Source organism: Thermomicrobiales bacterium (assembly GCA_041390825.1).
GTDB lineage: Bacteria > Chloroflexota > Chloroflexia > Thermomicrobiales > UBA6265 > JAMLHN01.
Window position 1 is genome coordinate 126,175 of the sequence record JAWKPF010000006.1, and the last position, 15,131, is coordinate 141,305.

The window sequence follows — 15,131 nt, forward strand, 5'->3', positions numbered from 1 at the left end:
GGCGTGTGCGACGGGTGCGCGCTCGGTGTGGCCGGGATGAAGGACTGGACTGCCGACGGTCCGCATCTGTGCAATATCCGGTTGCGGCTCTTGCGCCTGAACACCATGCCGGCGCTCGACGTGCGGCTGTTGGCCGATGTCGAACCGCTGAAGAAAATGAAGAGCGCCGAGCTGCGCGAGCTCGGGCGGCTCCTACCCGATGCTGCGCGCGAAGGGCGAGAAGGGCTTTCACCGGATCACCTGGGATGTGGCGCTCGACAAGATTGCCGCGCGTATCCGGGCCACCACTCCCGACCGGGTCGGGTTCTACCTGACCGGCCGCGGCACGGTGAACGAGACCTACTACGCCGCGCAAAAAGCGGTGCGCGCGATGGGCTCCAACTCGATCGACAACGCGGCGCGCATCTGCCACGCGCCGAGCAGCGTCGCGCTCAAGGACACCCTGGGGGTTGCCGCCACCACCTGCGCCTATGGCGATTGGATCGGCGCCGATCTGTTGGTCTTCATCGGCTCAAACCCAGCCAACAATCAACCGGTCACGACCAAGTACCTCCACTACGCCAAGAAGGCCGGCACGAAGGTCGTGCTCGTCAATCCCTATCGTGAACCGGGCATGGAACGCTATTGGGTGCCGTCGATACCGGAAAGCGCGCTCTTCGGCACAAAGATCGCCGACCGAACCTTTCTCATCACCCAGGGTGGCGATATCGCTTTTCTGAGCGGGGCGCTCAAGCACATCTTCGAGAAGGACCTGGTCGATCACGCCTTCATCGCCGAGCACACCAGCGGGTTCGACGAGCTGAAAGCCTCGATCGACGCATTGTCCTGGACGGAACTGGAGAGCGCCAGCGGCCTCTCCGAAAAAGAGATGCGCGCCTTCGGGCAGCTGGTCGGCACGGCCAGGACCGCGGTCTTCGTCTGGAGCATGGGGATTACCCAGCACACCACCGGTGTGGCCAACGTGCACGCCATTGTCGATTTGGCGCTCACGCGTGGGTTCGTGGGGCGCGACATGTGCGGTCTGATGCCGATCCGCGGGCATTCCGGCATCCAGGGCGGCGCGGAAATGGGCGCCTATTCGACCGCCTTCCCCGGCGGCGTGAGCATCGACGCCGAATCGGCGGCCGCGTTGAGCGCGCAATGGGGATTCGATGTGCCGGACACACCGGGGTTGATCACCTCGGAGATGATCGACGCCGCGCACGAGGGGGCGCTCGACGTGCTCTACTCCGCCGGAGGGAATTTCCTCGAAGTGCTCCCCGATCCGCCGTACGTCGACGCGGCGTTGGCGCGCGTGCCGCTGCGGGTGCATCAGGACATCGTGCTTTCCAACCAGATGTTCGTCGACCCGGCCGACGAGGTGATCTTGCTGCCGGCGGCGACCCGATACGAAACCCCGGGCGGGGTGACGCAACGCTCGACCGAGCGGCGCGTGATGTTCTCCCCCGAGATCGAGGGACGGCGCATCGGAGAAGCGCGTCCAGAGTGGGAGATCTTCCTCGATCTCGCAAAGCGCGTGCGCCCCGACCGGCAGCAGTTCCTCACCTATGCGAGCACCCAGCAGTTGCGCGAGGAGATCGCGCAAGTCGTGCCGCTATATGACGGGATTCAGCACTTGCACAAGACCGGCGATCAATTCCAGGCGGGCGGCAGGCATCTTTGCGAAAACTGGGTCTTCCCGACCTCCGACGGCAAAGCGCATTTCATTCCGGTTCCGTTGCCCTCGCACGAGATTCCCGCCGGGAAATTCTTCGTCTCCACCCGGCGCGGCAAGCAGTTCAACAGCATGGTCCATGCCAACAAGGACGCCATCACCGGCGCGGTGCGCGACGCGGTCTTCATGAACGCGCAGGATGCTCGGGAGCTCGGTCTTTCCGAAGGCGATGCAGTAACGCTGCGCAGCGAGAGCGGCGTGTACACCGGCCGGGTGAAGATCGTCGAGATCGCGCGGCGGAACATGCAAGTGATGTGGCCGGAAGGGAATGTGCTGTTGCACCGGCAGAAGCGGTCGCCGGAATCGGGCGTGCCGGATTACAACGCCTATGTGACGGTGGAAAAGGCGCCGGCTTCGTCGTTGGCGGCAGATTGAGATGAGCGTTTCGCCCCTCATCCATCCCCCCGACCCCCGTCCTTCTCCCAGGATTGGGAGAAGGACGGGGGAGGACGATTCGCCTTCAGTCAGTGCGCATGCGAAAGCCCATCTCTTCGCTCCCCGTCCCGAGCGACGGGGTTGTGTGCACGACGCACTCTCAAACGGCGCGTGTTCGTTGAGCCCCCTCCTCTCTCCTCGTCGCGAAAGACGAAACGGGGGCCACGATGCGCTCCCACTCGGCGCGTACGCAAGAGGCCCCCTCCGCTCTCCCAATTTTGGGAGAGCGAAGGGGGTTGGGGGAGGAGTGAGTGTCGAGATCTCCCCCAAGATGAACCGCTAATCCATGGACGGGCGCAGATCGGGCAAGACCCGGGTTCGGTTGCAGTCGGTCGAGGACGGACGCGCGACGCCGCGCATCGACATGCTGGCGACCGAAGAACCGATGGAGATCCGGCTCCGATCTGGAAACCGGACGCGCCCGGTGACCGTGACGATGCGCACACCGGGAGCGGATTTCGAGTTGGCGGCAGGGTTGCTCTTTGCCGAAGGGATCGTGACCCGGCGCGAACAGCTCAACCGGATCGAATATTGCGTCGAGTGCGAGGGTTCCGCTGCGCAGCAATACAACATCGTCACGGCAGTCACCTCCCCCGGCACGTCCGCCGATTTCTTCATCCCCGGCCGCGCGCTTGGCATGACCTCCGCTTGCGGGTTGTGCGGGAAGGAACGCATCGACGAGATCGAACGACGCGGGATCGCGCGGGTGCGGTCGGACGTGACCGTTTCGCACGAAATCATCACCAGCTTGCCGGACCGGTTGCGCGAGGCGCAGGGGTTGTTCGACTCCACCGGTGGGTTGCATGCCGCCGGGTTGTTCGATGCGTCGGGCAATCTGCGTTGCCTGCGCGAGGATATCGGGCGGCACAACGCGGTCGACAAAGTCATCGGCTGGGCATTCCTGGAAAACCGTCTGCCGCTCAGCGACGCGATCTTGATGATCTCCGGACGGGGCGGGTTCGAGATCGTGCAGAAAGCGGTGGCGGCAGGTATCCCCATCGTTTGCGCGGTTTCCGCCCCGAGCTCACTGGCGGTCGATCTGGCGCGCCGGTTCGATCAGACGTTGATCGGGTTCCTGCGCGGGTCGCATTTCAACATCTACAGCGCGGCGAAGCGTATCGCGCTGGCTGAGGCATAGCGCGACGCTCACCATCGTTGCCACACGCTTGGCCCAAATTGTTTATGTGGAGTTGCCGGGTTGGGTGGGCAGCCACAGAGGGCTGCTGCTACGAGGCGTTGTCCGGTTGAATGGGCAGCCACGGAGGGCTGCGGCTACGCGAGGTTGCCAGGTTGCGAAAAACCAACGACGGCCGCCACGTGGACGGCCGTCGTTCTGAATTCGGATGAAGTTCGCGGCCTACTCCTCGGAGGGAGTCTCCCGCAGCCGCTTGGCCGCAAGGACCGCCGCGGCGCCCAGCGCAGCGACGCCCAGTAGGCCGCTAGACCGAGCGGTGTCACCGCTCCCGGTCGCCGGCAGGGTGGTCACCGGTGCGTCTGGTTTGGGCTGAGGCTTGGGTGGCTTCGGCGGCTTCGGGCAACAGTCGGCCGAGCACGCGCCGCTCTTGCAGCAGCAGGTGCCCTTGGGGCAGTCATAGTCGCTGCCGCAGTGGCAGCTGCAGACGCCGTGGTCGCATTCGCACCCGTTCGGGCAGTCCCAGTCGCCGCAGCACTCGGCGCAGACATTCCCCTTGTCCCACTCGCAGCAGACCAACCCGTGGCAGCAGTTGCCTTCCGGGCTGCCGTCCGCCGCCAGCACGACTTCGCAGTGCTCGCCGTATCCGGCAAGTTCGTAGCACTGGTAGTTCTCACCGCACCAGCCGCAATCACCGCAGTGAACGTCGTCACCATAGCCACAGCATTCCCACGGCCCGCACGAACCGTCGCAGCAAGTCTCGCCCTTGCCGCACCCGGAATCGTCTCGACATTCGAAGCAGTGGCCGCTAATGCAGACGCCCCATTCGCAGTCTTTGTCGTCACAGCATTCGGCCTGGCAGACGCCGTCGCAGCAGTACCCGCCTTCGCAGTCCCAGTCACCGCAGCACTCAGCGCAGTAGCCGCTCTTGGACTTGTCGTCCCAGCAGCAGCTGAGCCCGAGCCCTTCGCAGCAGGCGCCGTTCAAGCCATCGGCTCCGGACACCGGCTGGCACCAGTCGCCGGCCAGTCCGCAGCAGCCTTCCGACTCGTCGACGCAGGTGTACAGATTGGGAACTGTTTCACAGCAGGTTTGCGATTCGGAGCAGCTGCTGTGGCACCAGTTGTCTTCACCGCAGTACTGGCAAGCGCCGCAGACATGGGCCTCTTCCGCGGCCGCTACGCCAGCCGGAAGCACCGAGCAGCATTCGCCATAGACACATTGGCCGTAGCAGCAGATCTGACCCTTGCCGCAATGCGAATCGTCGCCGCACTGGACGCACGCACCCTCTGAGCAGACAAGCCCCTTGTCGCAGTTCCAGTCGCCGCAGCATTCGTAGCAGGCGTGGCCGCCCTTGCCGGAATCGCAGCAAAGGAGTCCATCGCAGCAGCTTTGCTGGTTGTCGGCGCCAGCTACCTCATCGTAACCGCAGCTCTCGCCCCAGCCGTCGCAGCATGTGCCGATGGGAACGCATTCCTCGCCACAGCATTCCTCGTCTTCTTTGCAGGTGTTGACGCAGGAACCGGTGGCGCACAAGTGGCACGCGGTCGGGCAGGGCCGCTCGGGATAGCAACACTGGGTGTACTGGCAAACGCCATAGAGGTCGCAGTATCCGCACAAGTCCTCGGTGCAGTCGCCATCATTGCAGCAGGAGGCGCAGTAGGCCTCTGCTTCGCCGTAATTGCAACATTGCTGACCCGCCGGGCATTCCGGAACGACGGTGCAGAGATTGTCCAGACAGGCAACGCTGGAGCAGAAGGTCGCATCCGGCACGATGCAGTCGTCGACGATGCAGCATTGGCCGCCCTCGTGCCAGACGCCGCCGCAGCAGATGCCGCCGGTCTTGGGTATACAGGCGCCGCCTTCGCATCTGGCGCAGTCGCTACAGGCGTATTCGCAATAGCCGCCGTTGCAGGTTTCGCACGCGCCACAGTGAGACGCGTCGCAACATTCCGTCTGGCAGACGCCATCGCAGCAGATGCCGCCAGGGCACGTTCGGTACGCGCAGTAGTAGGCTTCGCCACTGGGCTCGCACGTTGCCGTGGTGCAGGTGTCTGGTAGCGGACAGTCCGTCAGCACAGTATCCGGCGTGCATGTCCGTTGCGCGCCAGCCGGGTTGAGCCGGGTAGAGGCGACTGCCACCCCAACTGCTCCCCCGAATAGCCCCTTGATGGCGGTGCGTCGCGAGGTTCCCCGCGCGAACGCCCTGGTCAAGGCATCGAACCTTCGATTGTCCATATGCCCTCTCTTCCCGTTGCAGCTTCTCTGCACAAAAAAAGGACTCGCTGCAGTCCTGAGTTGAGAAACCGTACGTGCATCCTAATGGATAAAAGTTGTCAAGTAAATAGAGCCGCGCCCCGAATCTGGCGCCGAATGCCGGGGCATGGTGGAAACCGTCCAGCTACCCACCTGTCGCAGTCGGGAAGAATCAGTAGTTTTTACGGATGTCCATTTGACGAACGGTCGCTATGTTGAGTCGAGTCACATCGATTCGTTGAAAGGAGATCGTTATGTCACTGACCCATTCTGTCCGGATCTCCCGTCGTCATATGCTGGCCGGTGTGGGAGTCACTGGTCTGGGAATTGCGCTCCTCTCTCCGGGGATGGGCGCGGTGTCCGCGCAGGATGCCTCGCCAGGTCCTGATGCCGACTATCCCGAGTTCGTCATCACCGCCGCCGACTATCACCTCGAACTGCCGGCAGCCAGCATTCCCGGAGGATTCACCAAGGTTACGCTCAAGAATGAAGGCTCGCGTTCACATCACGCCATGTTCCTCAAACTCAACGACGGCGTGACCGTGGACGATTTCAACGTTGCGCTGGAGTCGCCCGACCTGGGCGCGATCTTCTCGCTCGCGACCAGTCTCGGGGGCCCGGAAGTCGATACGGGCCGCACCGCCAGCGTGATTCTCGATCTGCCGGCGGGTCAATATGTGGTCTTCTGCCTGATCCCCGAAGGGGACGATGCGACGCCCCACTACATGCTTGGCATGCACACGCCACTCGAGGTCACCGAGGCCGTGGAGCGGCCCGCGCCAACCGCGGACGGGCTGGTGGAGATGGTCGACTTCGGCTTCGGCGATATGCCGATGGAGACAACGCCCGGCGTCCATACCTGGGAAGTCACCAACGTCGGCGAGCAATTGCATCAATTCCTGGTTCACCGGCAGGCCGACGGGGTGACCTTCGCGGATGTGGAAGCCATCCTGGCCGCCGAGGCAACACCCGCGACGCCCACGGACGCCGCAGCGCCAGAAGGACCGCCGCCATTCGTGATGGTTGGAGGCGCGGCGCCGATGTCGCCGGGAGCGGTCAACTACTCCATTCTCGAGCTCGAGGCGGGAAACTACTTCGCCATCTGTTTTATTCCGGATCCCGCCTCGGGCGCCCCGCACTTCGCCATCGGCATGCTCATGCCGTTCACGGTCGCCTGAGCGACTCACTCGGTGGGCGTTCCCTGGTGGAAGAGCATCACCAGCGCGCCATCGCATTCACGCCAAATGGACGAGCGCCGGCTGCGGCGCTCGTCCAGCTCGATCAGATAGGTGAGGAGGTAGCACCCCTCCGCCAGCACCGTTACGCGAAGTTCCGTGGATTCGGCCCGCGCGTATCCAGATTGATCGTTCGCGAGGAGATCGCGGATGACCTCCTCCCGGGTCCAGAGCCGGCCCGATTGGCCGATCTCGGTGAAGTCCGGATCGAGCCAGCGTTCCAGGGCAGCGCGGTCGGCGCGCACATCGGGGTTCAGCAGCGCCATTTCGGCATGGAGCAAGCGCTCGATGAGGTCCGGATCCATTTGCGCCCTTCGTTCGCGTAACGCCTGGGTTCAGTCGATCCAGATCGGATTCGACCAAGCACTCCTGCCGGCAGCGTCCACGATGGTGACGCGCACGTACGATCCCCGGCAGGTTTCCAACGACGCCGACCAGTGCGTGATCTGCAACCCATGCTTGCCGTACATCTGCACGCTGGCCGGGTCGCTGGTGGCGTATGCGGAGACCACCGGCGAGTTGGTCACCTCGATGCGGGAACCGTCGCCGCAAACGCGAATGTCGTGAAAGACCGGTCCCTGGCTGGTATAGAAGTCGCCGGCCTTGAGCGCGGTCACCAGCGCATCAGGATCGAGCTGCGCGCTGCGCACCCAAACCCAGCAGCCGAATCCGGCCGGAGCGTCTTCCCCCACGCCCGAGGCCACCACATCGGCCGGCTCGGCGTCTTTCACCGTCATGACGTGGCGAAAATGCGCGTCGTCGCCGCCGACCGCGAACTGGCGTCCACCCGCGGCGAGCACTCGGTCATAGATGGCCCAACTGTCCGCCCGGTTGTTGAGCCGGCCGGCCACTTCGTTCTGCGCCTCGATAGCGTGCGCAGATGGGATCGAGCGCAGATCGGCCACGCTTGCGCCGTACCACTCCGGATGCGCCAGCACGAGAAATGCGCCGGCATCGACAGCCCGCTGCGCCAGCTCGGGACCCGTTTCGTTCGCGTCCGGCGGCGCGAAATCGAACGGCAGCCCGATACCGAGCATGTGCCAGAGGTGGCCGTTCTCCAGCGCCGGCGCGTGCAACTCGGCGCCGATCAGGGTGGTGAAGGTGTCGGTGCGAAACGGGGTGGTATCGACGATCGGATAGCCATACCTGGACATGAAGTGATCGGTCACCGCCAGGAAGTCATAGCCCTGCTGCCGGTACGCGCGGCAGACGGCCTCCAGCGGCATCCCGCCATCCGAGTGCGATGAATGCGTATGCAAATTGCCGCGGTAGAAACGTCCGGGCGTGTCGCGATGAAAGAGATCGTATCGGTCGGGCATGCGTTCCCCTGTGCGATATAGCGGCACCATGCAGGATCATACCGTGCGGCAGGATCGCAAGAAACTGCTTGCAACTGCCGAGCTTCGTTTCGGGGAATGCACTCGCAACCTGTTTGCTGTACCGCTGGCGCATCGCATGCCACACCAAGTCGTGTAACAGAAAAGACCCGCCACCTCAGCCAACGGCTGCGGAACGGGTCATGACTCTCCAGGTAAGGCGCCACCCATGATCCGGTTCGAGAGATTTCGCTAAACAGATCATCTATCGGTCGATGCAGGCGCCAACCATCGCCTGCACCAACGCGACGGTGGCAGGCGAAACCACTCCCCGCCGCCGCAGAAACCGAAGTTCGCTCTGCGCTCCCGCCTGGTCGCACATGATGACCGAAGGCTTGGTCAATCCGCCTTCTGGCGGCTGGATTCGAATGTGGTAGCTAATGTTGCGATCAGTTCCGGTGATCGGCACAACATAGTGGAGGCCATTCGGGACGCCGTTGAACCGATCGTTCGAAATTACCAAAGCTGGTCGTACTCCGCTCTGTTCTCGGCCAACCTGGGGATCGAAATCGACATCCCAGACTTCACCCTTGGACGGTTCTGGCGTGCTCGGCACGGATCTCGTCCTCCTCTTCGAGTGTGTAATACGGTGGTTCATTGTCGAGCGTCCCACCAGAGCCACCTGTGAAAAGCACAATCTCCTCCTGATAGCTTCGCCAGGCCTCGGGGTCGGATCGGAGCCGAACGAAATCGGCATGCACACCGTCCCAGAATCGTTCCTTCTGGTAGCGGGCAACCGCCTCGGCGATCACCTGACCCATCGATCGGTGTTCCTCGAGAGCAATCTCGCGCAACTGCGCGGCAACCCTCTCATCTACCCGAACCGTGGTGGCCATTCGGTACGATCCTTTCCGAGCGCACGCCTTCCGCTCTCATCATGTCGACAGTTCTATATGCGCTAGTATATACGTTTCCGTATACGCTGGGCTGCTGAGTGGCTCAGATGAAACCCCGAGACTCGATGAATGGCCAAGAGCCAGAGTGCCGCGACAGCGCGAAGCAACACTGATAGAGGCTTGACATTCCCCGACCCGACCCGCAATATGAGATGCTGCGGGGAGTTGTTCTCCGCCTACCGATCGCCCTCATCTGGGGAAGGAAGGTCCGCTATGGTGCGAAGCCTCATGCAAATGAATCTCGGCGTCGCGCTTGTGGCAGCCGACTCCCCGGCTCCTCATGGAGGGAAGGGTCGGTGCCTCAAAGCAAGCGGTCGACATCGCACGATGCCCGATTTCAGCGCTTGCTTCGGACCTGGAACGCATTGACACCAGTCCAGCGACCAGTCCGATAGCTTCCCGGTAACGCACCGACAACCCGGCTGCCGCGCGCGTCGCGGCCGCAGTCCACCAGCGCGGCACTCTCTTGTCTCGTCCCAGCCGCGCCGCACTCTGAGGAGAACACTCCGTGAATCATTCTGTCGAACGAACGATCGATCATGCCCAGAACGCGCTCGAGCTGCGCGATGTCACCAAGCGCTTCCAGAAGAAGCGGGGCGAATACACCTATGCGCTCAAGGGCGTCTCGCCGACCCCCGCCGGGGAAGTCGTTGGCATCCTGGGGCCGAACGGTTTTGGCAAGAGCATCGCTCGTGCGCGCCATTTCGACCTTGACTGTGCCTGATTCTGCTCGGTCGAGATCTTCGATACCGACGCCGTAGCGAACCCGAAGATCGTGCAGCGCTATATCAACCGGGTGAGCGTGGAAGCCAGCTTCTTCAAGAAGATGTTCTGGCGGAAAACCTGCTCTTCGGCGCCAAGCTCTATGGCATCACCGACCGGGAGAGCTGCCCGCGCATCGAGGAGATTCTGCGCAGCATCGGTTTCGATGTGAAGCGCGTGGGAGAGCCGATGGAGCATCTCTCCCGCGGCACGCAGCAGAAGACGCGCTCGCCCGCGCGCCGCTCACGAGTCCGATGCTGATGCCACGACGAGCCGACCACCGCCTCGACCCGCGCAGCAAGCGGGACGTGCAGGAGCTGATCTGGAAGATCCGCGTCGGGCACGATTTGTCCATCTCCTCTGTACCCACGATATGGGTGAGGCGGAGGAGCCTGCGACCGGATCGGCATCCTGGTCGACGGCAACCTTGATCGCGCTCGATACCCCGCTCGGGCTCAAGCAGCGGTATCAGGTGGGCGACGAACTGCCGACACATTGGAAGAAGTCTTCATGCTCGCTTTTCACCGGGCTTCGATCGACGACGCCAGTTCGAAACGGACGACGACAGCGACGATGCGACCAAGGTTCCGGCCGAGCTGAATGAATTAAGATCGAGGTTTAAAGGATATGGGAGCACGCTGCACGCACCTTTGCAGCAATCGAACCTAAAGCGCGAGCTGGTCGCCATTTGGGGCTATGCTCAGCGCACTACTTGATCGCGCGCTACTTCCTCTTGGGAAGTGGTTTGGCTGGTTCATTCGACCATGAACGCGCTCACGATCGGGTTCATCGGCTTTGTTGAAGCACTGCGTGGAAGAAACTGGTAGCGCGCTACATTCACCTTCTTGCTCATCGGCACGTTGATCTGGAGCTATCTCTCCATGATCTTCGACATCCCGTTTGAAACCGTGAGCTGGGAACTGGTGGGAAGGAACGATCGGAACACACTCTCATGAGTCCGCCAGCCGCGGCCTCGCAACTCATTGGCATGGGGATCTACGCGGTCGGATACGGCATCGTGCGCATGATCGTCATGCTCGGCGCGATCTGGTTGTTCTTCGACCTCTCCGTTGGGGAACGCGAACTACCTCGGCGCGCTGGCGATCCCGTGATCTGCAGCATTTCACTGGTGGGTTTCGGCATGATCGCGGCGGTGATGCTGCCGCGCTTGCCGGAGAAAGGTCAGCAGGTGACCTATATCTTCTCGGCAGTGCTGCTGTTGATCAGCGGCATCTATTACGCATCGACGTGCTGCCGGGCTGATGCAACCGCTGGCCAAGCTTTCGCCGATCTATTACACGCTGAACGGCATCCGCGCGATGCTGCTGGACGGCGCGTCCTTCACCAGCCAATGGGCCAACATCTGGCCGCTGCTGATCATGGGCGTCGTCTTCCCGCCGTTAGCTCTACCTCTTCAGCAAGGGCGAGCACTATGCTGGGCGTAACGGGTCGGTGAAGCGAACGGGGTAGGTTCGATCGCCATGGCGGGACCCGTGCCCGCCCCGTCGTAGCGGTGACCTAGCTCGCCAACGGCCAAAGGCCGCCATTGCCGCCCACAGTCCTGATTCCGAATCGAATCATGATCGCTGGATACGTCCGTTATCGGGCTGCGCCCGGGATTGGCGGCCACAGGTGCCGCCACGACGTCCACAATCGGCGGCCACGGGTGCTGCCATTGCGTCTACGACACCCGGTTGACCGGGGACAGAGGGCATCATTCCGGATCCCGCAGGAGCAACCGGCACAGATCCGGTCAACCACGCTTCGAACTGATCGTAGGTCCAACCGCATCGCCTGACATAGCGCTCGCAGCTCAGCCAACTGATGACCGCTGTGACCTCGCGGCAGCGCGGTCGATCGAAAGCTCTGCTCGCAACACACCCCACGCGTCGAGTTGTTCGACAATCCAGCGAGCGCCTCCATAAAGCCGGGACCAATTCCCTGTTCACGGCAGCCGCCACATCGGGTTCGTTCGCCGCGCCGGACAACAGCGCCCGCAGAACATCCCCGCAGCGCCTTCCTGAAACTGCCGTTGAGCCGGACATCCAGCGCGATCAGATGCCGGGGATCGCGCGTCGCCCGCATCTCATCCAGAATCGCCGGAATGCCCATCTCCTCGTCGAGAAGATCGACGATCGCCAGCACAACGGCGCCCTTCGAGCCAACGCCGTCATAGATCGTCTGCACCGAGGTTTCCGCTTCCGCAGCGATATCCGCCATCGTCGCAGTAGCCTCGCTCGCCGAAGAGTTTGCGAGCCGCCTGCACGATCTCCGCGGGTGGCTGCCGCTTGCTTCGTCTTCTGGTCGATTTTCTGGCCATCTCTTTGCTACCTTTCCAAATGATATATTAGCATTCTACTCAGTAGAATGACATTCCAGTAATTGGAAGCGTTTTTGATTGGAAGGGATCCGCGTGCGATCGTACCCAGCCTCCCCAGAGACCGCTTGGTGCCGTTGTCATCCGATCGCGCCCGGCAGAGCGCCACCGCAACACACCCATGTGCAGCCGGGATGTTCCCGATCGATCTACGACGTTTCTCCAAAGGAGTGTTCTCGATGCAAAACGGATTTCGAATCCTCCACAGTCGTTCCTTTTCCCGGCGGTCGGCGCTTCCAGTTCGCCGGCGCAGCGAGGTATCGGCGCTTTCGGCAGCGATACCCGGCGCTCGCCCAGAGTCCGGCAACCGGTGATGTGCCGGAGTTCCATGTCGTTGCCGTCGAGTATTCGTTCGATCTTCCAGCAGAAACACCAGCGGGTTGGACACGTGTGACCCTCGACAATCAGGAACCATGGAGCATCACGCCGTGGCGCTGCTCAAGCTTCGCGATCCAGCCGCGCATGCCGATCTCGAAGCAGCTCTCCAGACACCTGACCTCGGTGCGATTTTGCGCTCGCCGACAGTCTGGGTGGGGTTGTGATCGGTCCCGATCGACAGCAAGCGCGCTGATCGATCTGCCGCCTGGCGACTATTTCGCCATCTGCGCTATCCTCGACGCGACGGAACGCCTCACTATTCATGGGGCAGCAGGCCCCGTTCTCGGTGACGGGCGAAGCATCGGCCGGCGAAGCTCCCGCCGCGGATCTCTCGATCGACATGAGCGAAATGGTGTTCACCGGTATCCCCGAGACAGTCCCCTGCCGGCGCTCAGGTCTGAAGGTTTCCAATGTCGGCCAGCAACTGCACGAAATGGCGATGATGCAGCTTGCCGAAGGGGTGACGGCCGAGCAAGTGATGCAAAAATGTTGGGCTTGAGCCCAGCAACGGCAACCGCAGGCGACGAGGCAACCCCGGCGATGGAGATGAGCGGCCCACCGCCCTTCACCGTCGTCCTGGAGCATTGCGCCGATGGGTCCGGGACAGGACCAATCATCTGAGCTCGATCTCGCTCCCGGAACGTACATTGCGGTTTGCTTCATTCCTGATATGGCGACTGGCATGCCACATGCCATGATGGGGATGGCCGCGAGCTTCACCGTCGCGTAACTGGCAACCTACCGAAACACCCGCATCACCGGGCGGCCTCATTCGCATGCACACGCGGCGGATGAGGCCGCCTTCGCATGGCCGTGGTCGCGACCGTGCGTTGCCACCGGCCAGTTTTTCCTTGATCCAGATGCGCGCCAGGTCGAGGGCCCTATGCCCATCTTTTCAGCTTCTGCCTTGAGCCGCGCGGTCGGCAGCATCAGAGCCGAATGCCACGACGACATTCTTCTTGTCCCGCCCCGGCACGTGTACCCGACCGATTCGATGGCGTGCCGGGAAAATCCAGGATGCTGTGCGTATCCCAGAATTCGGCCCTTCCTCGATACCTGGAAAGATGATTCCGCCATTGCGCTGGTGTGGGATACCCCAGGTCGACGGTCGGTTGGGGCTTCGGCTCAGCCGTGTTCTGCCGCTATTGTCCATAGATGCTCCGTTCTGGCCTGCACGGTCTGGCGCCAAACGGATACCAGAGTCCTGGGGCGCATCGGGACCCAGCCCAACGATGATGGAAATGCAGGTTGGTCCAGCCGCATTCGGTCCTGCAATGACGATCCGACCCTATATGACTCCCGAATGAGCACATGATCTCCATTGCAAATGAACTCGACGTCTTCGAGCGTACATCCGTAGCCAGTCATGTGCGCCTGGTTCCAGTCGCCCCAATCGAGTTCGTCGCCAATCGCACCATGTACTACAAACGTGATACACACTGCCGGCATCAGAAGACTTTCTTCGTCATCATCTACCTTCCCCGTAACTGCAGGATCGATTACCGACTGCAATTCATCCCTGAGCAGATCGATCGCCAGGATCAGGCCGGCGAGGGTGGCAGGGCGGGAAAGAACATGGTCCAGGGGCGATTTGGGCGTAGGTCTTTCCGTCGCGGAGCAATGAGCCGAGCGATGGTTGCGGCGGTTGCACCCCCCAGACCCAGAAAGCTCAATGCACCTCGGCGATGGCGGCGACCGACAGGTGCGCGTGTCTGCACCAGGAGCGGACCGGTCAGATTCGGTGCAGGATATGGCGAAAACGATGCGCCGGGTGGTCGCGTTGCCTACCCGCGCGGCCAGTGACATATTCCGCCTGCTGAGCCCAAGGAAGGCCACGCGCCACGCGCACGAAGATCGGCAAGGTGACGACCAGAATCGTGACCACCAACGCCGGGATGCCCGGTTCCATCACCATCACGATCAGCAGGTTGAGCAACATGGCTGGAAGGCGAAGAGGATGTCCGTCAGACGGCCGATGACCTCATCGGTGAATCCGCTGGCATAGCCAGAGATCAACCTGATGGTCGCGGCTGATACGCTGCTGCGAGCCTCGCTGCCAGCAGCGCGATCAGCAACGAGAGATCGCGCATGCCGGCCGCCAACCGCGCCACGACACTCCGTCCGGCAATGGCGCCCATCGGATACGCGCGCGATGGGCTGGCAAAGACCGCTAGGGGATCGGATCTTCCTCCTGATCGCCGGTCCCGACAAGCGGGCCGATTGCGGCAAACCCGATGGCGAACAACAAGACGACGAGGCGCGCCGAGCGGGCTCGAGCGCACGAACGCGGAGAACCCACGCGGCCGGGAACGCTTCGACCGCCAGCAACCGGCGATCCGGGCATGTTCGTGGCCGCAGGTCAGCACGGAATCGCTCATCGATAGCGAATCCGGGGATCGACCCAGGCATAGAGCAGGTCGATCTACAGTGGTTGCTGAACGTCAAACAGCGCCGCGCTGAGCACCACTTTCGTCGCCTGCGCTACCGATATCCCGCCGCAGGATGCCCTGCAGCGCATGGCCTGGCCTGAACCGGCAGCGCGAAGATCTCTTCCACGATCACCGCGCTGC

General features: G+C 62.6%; 14 protein-coding genes. 7 read left to right on the forward strand and 7 right to left on the reverse strand.

Annotation, left to right across the window (positions count from 1 at the left end; translation table 11 throughout):
• Positions 1-199: 199 nt before the first annotated feature.
• Entirely contained in the window at positions 200-2,089 is a 1,890-nt protein-coding gene (locus R2855_03020; protein ID MEZ4529978.1) for an FdhF/YdeP family oxidoreductase, read from the forward strand.
• A 346-nt stretch (positions 2,090-2,435) separates the two neighbouring features.
• The gene (gene fdhD, locus R2855_03025) at positions 2,436-3,287 is read left to right on the forward strand and encodes a formate dehydrogenase accessory sulfurtransferase FdhD (GenBank protein MEZ4529979.1); all 852 of its coding nucleotides are present in this window, start codon (positions 2,436-2,438) and stop codon (positions 3,285-3,287) included.
• Between the two features lie 219 nt (positions 3,288-3,506).
• Here fdhD and R2855_03030 read toward each other — a convergent pair whose 3' ends face one another.
• Positions 3,507-5,519, reverse strand: coding sequence for an LPXTG cell wall anchor domain-containing protein (locus R2855_03030; protein MEZ4529980.1), 2,013 nt, complete (start codon positions 5,517-5,519; stop codon positions 3,507-3,509).
• Between the two features lie 272 nt (positions 5,520-5,791).
• Between R2855_03030 and R2855_03035 the strand changes: the two genes are divergently transcribed.
• Positions 5,792-6,715 carry a hypothetical protein gene (locus tag R2855_03035; protein MEZ4529981.1) on the forward strand — a complete coding sequence of 308 codons (924 nt, stop codon included), beginning with the start codon at positions 5,792-5,794 and terminating at the stop codon, positions 6,713-6,715.
• Positions 6,716-6,720: 5 nt separating this feature from the next.
• Here R2855_03035 and R2855_03040 read toward each other — a convergent pair whose 3' ends face one another.
• The 4 genes from R2855_03040 to R2855_03055 all read right to left on the reverse strand — a co-directional run bounded on the left by R2855_03040 (position 6,721) and on the right by R2855_03055 (position 8,984).
• Positions 6,721-7,077: a DUF4440 domain-containing protein gene (locus R2855_03040; protein ID MEZ4529982.1), complete on the reverse strand. Its 357-nt coding sequence runs from the start codon at positions 7,075-7,077 to the stop codon at positions 6,721-6,723.
• 30 nt (positions 7,078-7,107) lie between these two features.
• Positions 7,108-8,091 carry a CehA/McbA family metallohydrolase gene (locus R2855_03045; protein MEZ4529983.1) on the reverse strand — a complete coding sequence of 328 codons (984 nt, stop codon included), beginning with the start codon at positions 8,089-8,091 and terminating at the stop codon, positions 7,108-7,110.
• Between the two features lie 262 nt (positions 8,092-8,353).
• Positions 8,354-8,704 (reverse strand): type II toxin-antitoxin system PemK/MazF family toxin, encoded by a 351-nt coding sequence (locus R2855_03050; GenBank protein ID MEZ4529984.1) that lies wholly within the window; start codon positions 8,702-8,704, stop codon positions 8,354-8,356.
• Positions 8,673-8,984, reverse strand: coding sequence for a ribbon-helix-helix protein, CopG family (locus tag R2855_03055; protein MEZ4529985.1), 312 nt, complete (start codon positions 8,982-8,984; stop codon positions 8,673-8,675). Before R2855_03055 ends, R2855_03050 begins: the two co-directional genes overlap by 32 nt.
• Before the next feature lie 568 nt (positions 8,985-9,552).
• Between R2855_03055 and R2855_03060 the strand changes: the two genes are divergently transcribed.
• Positions 9,553-9,768, forward strand: coding sequence for a hypothetical protein (locus tag R2855_03060; GenBank protein ID MEZ4529986.1), 216 nt, complete (start codon positions 9,553-9,555; stop codon positions 9,766-9,768).
• Between the two features lie 59 nt (positions 9,769-9,827).
• On the opposite strand, the gene R2855_03065 is transcribed toward R2855_03060, so the two are convergent.
• On the reverse strand, positions 9,828-10,004 hold the full coding sequence (locus R2855_03065; protein ID MEZ4529987.1) for a hypothetical protein: 177 nt from the start codon (positions 10,002-10,004) through the stop codon (positions 9,828-9,830).
• A gap of 826 nt (positions 10,005-10,830) precedes the next feature.
• Here R2855_03065 and R2855_03070 point away from each other — a divergent pair.
• From R2855_03070 to R2855_03080, 3 genes are all read left to right on the forward strand, one after another.
• Positions 10,831-11,262, forward strand: coding sequence for a hypothetical protein (locus R2855_03070; GenBank protein ID MEZ4529988.1), 432 nt, complete (start codon positions 10,831-10,833; stop codon positions 11,260-11,262).
• A gap of 1,561 nt (positions 11,263-12,823) precedes the next feature.
• Positions 12,824-13,060, forward strand: coding sequence for a hypothetical protein (locus R2855_03075; GenBank protein ID MEZ4529989.1), 237 nt, complete (start codon positions 12,824-12,826; stop codon positions 13,058-13,060).
• A 93-nt stretch (positions 13,061-13,153) separates the two neighbouring features.
• Positions 13,154-13,291 carry a hypothetical protein gene (locus tag R2855_03080; protein MEZ4529990.1) on the forward strand — a complete coding sequence of 46 codons (138 nt, stop codon included), beginning with the start codon at positions 13,154-13,156 and terminating at the stop codon, positions 13,289-13,291.
• Positions 13,292-14,293: 1,002 nt separating this feature from the next.
• Here R2855_03080 and R2855_03085 read toward each other — a convergent pair.
• The gene (locus R2855_03085) at positions 14,294-14,500 is read right to left on the reverse strand and encodes a hypothetical protein (GenBank protein ID MEZ4529991.1); all 207 of its coding nucleotides are present in this window, start codon (positions 14,498-14,500) and stop codon (positions 14,294-14,296) included.
• Between the last annotated feature and the right edge of the window lie 631 nt (positions 14,501-15,131).

Bases quoted from the DNA above. Each gene is read 5' to 3' on its own strand.
- fdhD (MEZ4529979.1), top strand. From the start codon at position 2,436: ATGGACGGGCGCAGATCGGGCAAGACCCGGGTTCGGTTGCAGTCGGTC.
- R2855_03040 (MEZ4529982.1), bottom strand. From the start codon at position 7,077: ATGGATCCGGACCTCATCGAGCGCTTGCTCCATGCCGAAATGGCGCTG.
- R2855_03085 (MEZ4529991.1), bottom strand. From the start codon at position 14,500: ATGTTGCTCAACCTGCTGATCGTGATGGTGATGGAACCGGGCATCCCG.
- R2855_03045 (MEZ4529983.1), bottom strand. From the start codon at position 8,091: ATGCCCGACCGATACGATCTCTTTCATCGCGACACGCCCGGACGTTTC.
- R2855_03035 (MEZ4529981.1), top strand. From the start codon at position 5,792: ATGTCACTGACCCATTCTGTCCGGATCTCCCGTCGTCATATGCTGGCC.
- R2855_03030 (MEZ4529980.1), bottom strand. From the start codon at position 5,519: ATGGACAATCGAAGGTTCGATGCCTTGACCAGGGCGTTCGCGCGGGGA.
- R2855_03080 (MEZ4529990.1), top strand. From the start codon at position 13,154: ATGGGTCCGGGACAGGACCAATCATCTGAGCTCGATCTCGCTCCCGGA.
- R2855_03020 (MEZ4529978.1), top strand. From the start codon at position 200: ATGCTGCGCGCGAAGGGCGAGAAGGGCTTTCACCGGATCACCTGGGAT.
- R2855_03075 (MEZ4529989.1), top strand. From the start codon at position 12,824: ATGGGGCAGCAGGCCCCGTTCTCGGTGACGGGCGAAGCATCGGCCGGC.
- R2855_03070 (MEZ4529988.1), top strand. From the start codon at position 10,831: ATGATCGTCATGCTCGGCGCGATCTGGTTGTTCTTCGACCTCTCCGTT.
- R2855_03065 (MEZ4529987.1), bottom strand. From the start codon at position 10,004: ATGCTCCATCGGCTCTCCCACGCGCTTCACATCGAAACCGATGCTGCG.
- R2855_03055 (MEZ4529985.1), bottom strand. From the start codon at position 8,984: ATGGCCACCACGGTTCGGGTAGATGAGAGGGTTGCCGCGCAGTTGCGC.